Annotated in this window: 6 protein-coding genes; 3 read left to right on the top strand and 3 right to left on the bottom strand. The window is 76.2% G+C overall.

Annotation, left to right across the window (positions count from 1 at the left end):
* Nucleotides 1-126 precede the first annotated feature (126 nt).
* The 3 genes from ACI8AF_RS27445 to ACI8AF_RS27435 form a co-directional block, all read right to left on the bottom strand.
* The gene (locus ACI8AF_RS27445; protein ID WP_456542955.1) at nt 127-1,176 is read right to left on the bottom strand and encodes a molybdopterin-dependent oxidoreductase; all 1,050 of its coding nucleotides are present in this window, start codon (nt 1,174-1,176) and stop codon (nt 127-129) included.
* A gap of 15 nt (nt 1,177-1,191) precedes the next feature.
* Nucleotides 1,192-1,554, bottom strand: a complete 363-nt coding sequence (locus ACI8AF_RS27440; protein ID WP_456542954.1) for a DUF1707 SHOCT-like domain-containing protein — start codon at nt 1,552-1,554, stop codon at nt 1,192-1,194.
* Nucleotides 1,555-1,619: 65 nt separating this feature from the next.
* On the bottom strand, nt 1,620-2,219 hold the full coding sequence (locus tag ACI8AF_RS27435; RefSeq protein ID WP_456542953.1) for a nitroreductase family protein: 600 nt from the start codon (nt 2,217-2,219) through the stop codon (nt 1,620-1,622).
* 48 nt (nt 2,220-2,267) lie between these two features.
* Here ACI8AF_RS27435 and priA point away from each other — a divergent pair, with 48 nt between their 5' ends.
* From priA to hisF, 3 genes are all read left to right on the top strand, one after another.
* Complete coding sequence (priA, locus tag ACI8AF_RS27430; RefSeq protein ID WP_456542952.1) at nt 2,268-2,993, top strand: bifunctional 1-(5-phosphoribosyl)-5-((5-phosphoribosylamino)methylideneamino)imidazole-4-carboxamide isomerase/phosphoribosylanthranilate isomerase PriA; 726 nt, start codon at nt 2,268-2,270, stop codon at nt 2,991-2,993.
* Nucleotides 2,990-3,382 carry a RidA family protein gene (locus ACI8AF_RS27425; RefSeq protein ID WP_456542951.1) on the top strand — a complete coding sequence of 131 codons (393 nt, stop codon included), beginning with the start codon at nt 2,990-2,992 and terminating at the stop codon, nt 3,380-3,382. Before priA ends, ACI8AF_RS27425 begins: the two co-directional genes overlap by 4 nt.
* A gap of 76 nt (nt 3,383-3,458) precedes the next feature.
* Entirely contained in the window at nt 3,459-4,250 is a 792-nt protein-coding gene (gene hisF / locus ACI8AF_RS27420; RefSeq protein WP_456542950.1) for an imidazole glycerol phosphate synthase subunit HisF, read from the top strand.
* Nucleotides 4,251-4,403: the final 153 nt, after the last annotated feature.

Raw genomic sequence — 4,403 nt, 5'->3', positions numbered from 1 at the left:
ACCTGGTGAGGGTCGGGGGGACGGTGCCGGTCGGGGGACCACCCTCCGCGCGGTGAGCGCGCGATCTCGGCGCCTCACCCCCGCTGGTGGGCCGAGATCGCGCGATCTCGGCGGAGGGCTGACGCCCTACTGCAGCGGGAACGGCGACTGCAGCCACCACGGGCCGTCGACCACCTCGACGCGGGCCACCCACTTCACCCACCAGAACCCGCGCCGGCCGGGAGCCACGAGCCGCACCGGCGCCCCGTGGCCCGCCGAGAGCGGCTGACCGGCCACCGAGGTCGCCAGCAGCAGCGATCCGGCGTCGGTGAGCGGGAGCCGGCGCCGGTAGCCGGTCACCGAGACGACGTCGACGCTGCCGCCGTCGGGCAGGTCGCCGACGACGTCGGCCAGCAGCCGGTCCAGCCGCACGCCACCCCAGTCCTGGACGGCGTACCAGCCGCCGGTGCAGTCGAGGACGGCGCGCACCTCGTCGCCCCGGTCGAGGTCGTGCACCGGCAGCCGCAGCCGCCGGTCGCCGCGGACGACGACGAGCTCGGCGGCCTCGTCGTCCGGCACGGTGTCGCCGACCCACTGGGTCACCGGCATCGCGGCCGGGTCGAACGACCCGCGCTCGTGCGAGCCGGTGGCCCGCCGGTCGGCCCCCGGCGCCCCGGTCAGCCGCAGCAGCCCCTCACCGGCGCCCCACAGCGCGGCCGCGCCCAGCCCGAGCGCGCCGGCCTGCAGCAGCTCGCGGCGGCGCAGGTCGGCGGCGCGGAACCGCTGCCGCCGTCCCCACACGTGCACGAGCAGCACCGGCAGCAGGCAGAGGGCCGCCCCGACGTGGATCTGGAGCGCGTAGATCCCGGCCGGCGCGGGCCACGGGCCGGTGACCCCGACCGAGTGCAGCACCCCGCTGACCACGGTCAGGACGACGAGGAACGCCAGGAACAGCGCCGTCCCCGGCGCCCGCCGCTCGCGCGGCAGGCGCCACGCCCGCCGGACGACGACGGACTTCCACGGCACCAGCAGCAGCAGCCCCAGCCCGGCGGCGCCGTGGACGGCGACGACCACCGCCGCCGGCGCCGTCGTCCCCACCCCGTAGGCCAGCACCCCGGACGCCGCCGCGACGACCAGCAGGACGAGCAGCCCCAGGTTGGTGCGCCGCCCGGCGCGGCGGGGGAGGCGGAGGACCACCCGCGCAGTGTGCGCTCACCAGCCGCCGCGGTGGCGGCGCTGGCGCAGCAGCAGGAACCCGAGCAGCAGCGGCAGCACCGGCGGGACGCCGGCGGCGATCGCGGCCACCGACCACAGGGCGACGAGCACGAGCAGCAGCTGGACGACGGCCGGCTGCCCCCACGCGGCGGCTGCCGGGCGGCGGCGCACCGGGGCCCGCTCCGCCGACGGCGGGTCTTCGGGCAGGTCGGCCGTCAGCGGCGGCAGCTCGTCGAGGTGGACCGCCGCATAGGCGCGGGCCACCCGCTCGTCGAACTCGGGCACCGTCAGCCGGCCCTCGCCGAGGTGGCGGCCGAGCCGCTCGACGACCCGTGACCGGTCGGCGTCCCCGGCCCGCATCCGCGGGCCCTCCGGCTGATTCGGTGAGATGGCTCCACCCATGACGGGGCAACGCGCCGGAGCGGTCACCAGTGCCCGCGGTGGACCACCTCGTCGAGACCCCGCCGCCCCCGGCGCAGCGACGGCGAGCGGCGGTCGTCGCCGCCCGGGTAGCCGACCGACACGCAGCCGACCGGGCGGTACCCCGCGGGCACGCCGAACGCCTCGCGGAACGCGGGGATCCGCTCGGGCGGGATGCCGAAGAAGCAGGCGCCGAGGCCCTCGTCGACGGCGGTGAGCAGCACCAGCAGGGCGGCCATGCCGGTGTCGACGTCCCAGTAGGGCACCGGCCAGCGGGCCTCGTCGCGGTCGGTCCAGCCCTTGTCGGGCTCGGCGTAGCGGTCGAGGTAGGCGTCCTTGTGCGACAGCGGGACGACGAGCAGCGGGGCGCGGCGCATGCGGGTGAGCCAGGCGTCGGGCGCCCCGGGGCCGGTGGTCGCCGTCCAGAACCGCTCGCGCTCCTCGGGCGACTCGAGCACGAGGAACGCCCAGCCCTGGCTGAACCCGGCCGAGGGCGCCCGGATCGCGTGCTCGAGCAGCCGCTCGCGGACCTCCGGCGGCACCGGACGGTCGTCGTCGTAGTCGCGGACCATGCGCCTGCGGCGCACCACCTCGGCGAACTCCACGCGGTCACCCTGCCAGGCCGCCCGGAGCCGCCTCCTACCCTTGTCGCCGTGCCGAAGCTGCAGCTGCTCCCCGCCGTCGACGTCGCCGACGGCCAGGCCGTCCGCCTGGTCCAGGGCGAGGCCGGGAGCGAGACCTCGTACGGCGACCCCCTCGAGGCGGCGCTGACCTGGCAGCGCGACGGCGCCGAGTGGGTGCACCTGGTCGACCTCGACGCCGCCTTCGGCCGGGGCAGCAACCGCGAGCTGCTGGCCCGCGTGGTGGGCGAGCTCGACGTCGACGTGGAGCTCTCCGGCGGCATCCGCGACGACGACTCGCTGGCCGCCGCGCTGGCCACCGGCTGCCGCCGGGTCAACCTCGGCACGGCGGCCCTGGAGTCGCCCGAGTGGTGCGCGCAGGCGATCGCCGAGCACGGCGACCGGATCGCCGTCGGGCTCGACGTGCGCGGCACCCGCCTGGCGGCGCGCGGCTGGACCCGCGAGGGCGGCGAGCTCTACGAGACCCTCTCCCGGCTCGACGCCGAGGGCTGCGCCCGCTACGTGGTCACCGACATCACCAAGGACGGCACCCTGCGCGGGCCCAACCTCGAGCTGCTGCGCGAGGTCTGCGCCGCCACCGACCGGCCGGTGATCGCCTCCGGCGGGGTCAGCTCGCTCGACGACATCCGCGCGCTGGCCGGGCTGACCGCCGTCGGCGTGGAGGGCGCGATCGTGGGCAAGGCGCTGTACGCGGGGGCGTTCACGCTGCCGGAGGCGCTGGCGGTGGCGTCGTCGTGACGGTCATCCGGTTCGGCTCGGACACCCCCTGGGAGTCGGTCGTCGGCTACAGCCGCGTCGTCGTCCGCGGGGACACGGCGTGGGTGAGCGGGACGACGGCGACGGTGGACGGCGCCGTGGTCGCACCCGGGGACGCCTACGCGCAGGCCCGGCAGGCCATCGCGAACATCGGCACCGCGCTCGAGCGGGCCGGGTTCACGCTGGCCGACGTGGTGCGCACCCGCATGTACGTCACCGACATCTCCCGCTGGGAGGAGGTCGGCCGGGCGCACGGGGAGGCCTTCGGCGACGTCCGCCCGGCCACCTCGATGGTCCAGGTCGCGGCGCTGATCGACCCCGACATGCTGGTGGAGATCGAGGCCGAGGCCGTGCGGGAGGGGGCGGCATGACGAGCGAGCGTGCGAGCTCGTCCAGCGGCACAGCCCGGAGGCGAACGACGGCGACGTGCGCCAGCGAGGAGTTGTCGTGAGCCTGGCCGTGCGGGTGATCCCGTGCCTGGACGTCGACGCCGGCCGGGTGGTCAAGGGCGTGAACTTCGTCGACCTGGTCGACGCCGGCGACCCGGTGGAGATGGCGCGGGTCTACGACGCCGAGGGCGCCGACGAGCTGACCTTCCTCGACATCACCGCGAGCTCCGGCGACCGCGAGACCACCTACGACGTGGTCCGGCGGACGGCGGAGAGCGTCTTCATCCCGCTGACCGTCGGCGGCGGCGTGCGGTCGGTGGCCGACGTCGACCGGCTGCTGCGGGCCGGCGCCGACAAGGTGGCCGTCAACACCGCCGCCGTCGCCCGGCCCGAGCTGATCGCCGAGATCGCCGACCGCTTCGGCAACCAGGTGCTGGTGCTCTCGCTCGACGCGCGGCGCGTGCAGGACGGCGCGGTCACCGGCTCCGGCTTTGAGATCACCACCCACGGCGGACGGCGCGGCACCGGCCGGGACGCCGTCGAGTGGGTGGTCCAGGCCGCCGAGCTCGGCGTGGGAGAGGTGCTGCTCAACTCCATGGACGCCGACGGCACCCGGGCCGGCTTCGACGTCGAGCTGATCCGCGCGGTGCGCCGCGAGGTGAGCGTGCCGGTGATCGCCAGCGGGGGAGCGGGCGCGGTCGAGCACTTCCCGCCGGCGGTCGAGGCCGGCGCCGACGCCGTGCTGGCCGCGAGCGTCTTCCACTTCGGCACGCTGCGCATCGGCGACGTCAAGGCCGGCCTGGCCGCCGCCGGCGTCCCGGTGCGGGCCGAGGCCGACCACCCGGCCTGAGCGGAGTCCCCGGGGCGCGTTTTCCGCGTGTCCTGTCTCCGGACATCTGTCGCAGTGATGTCTCACGACATGTGTCGCAGATGAACTAGGCGGCACACAGTGTGGCGTAGCGCTTGGCCGGGTCGAGGGTGAGCTGGCCGATCAGGTCGCCGT

Source organism: Blastococcus sp. SYSU D00669 (assembly GCF_054050715.1).
This window is presented reverse-complemented; position numbering and strand designations above follow the sequence as displayed.